Origin of the sequence: Mammaliicoccus stepanovicii (genome assembly GCF_002902525.1) — a bacterium.
GTDB classification, from domain to species: domain Bacteria; phylum Bacillota; class Bacilli; order Staphylococcales; family Staphylococcaceae; genus Mammaliicoccus; species Mammaliicoccus stepanovicii.
Window position 1 is genome coordinate 1 of the sequence record NZ_PPQZ01000069.1, and the last position, 249, is coordinate 249.

The 249-nt window shown below is 34.1% G+C and carries 1 protein-coding gene; it reads right to left on the minus strand.

Annotation, left to right across the window (positions count from 1 at the left end; translation table 11 throughout):
• Positions 1-249, minus strand: a 249-nt coding sequence (locus CD111_RS09545) for a Cna B-type domain-containing protein (RefSeq protein WP_142380950.1), incomplete at both ends; no start/stop codon positions are given.

Here is a 249-nt window from a genome sequence, read left to right on the forward strand (position 1 = left end):
GGATTTTGGACGTTTACCATCTTGGTTGTTTTTATCGTCCCATTGTTTTGTTACTGTTGCCGTTGTCTTACCTGGTGTATATTCATTTGTGATGGTATGCCCATCTATTGTTGTACTGTAGTCTTTTACATGATCTTCAGTTACTGTGTATTTAATTTCTTGACCATCTTTGTATTTTGGTAATTGATTAAACTCATATTGCCATCCATCTTGTTCACTGACTTCTACTGAATCTATTTTTTCACCATT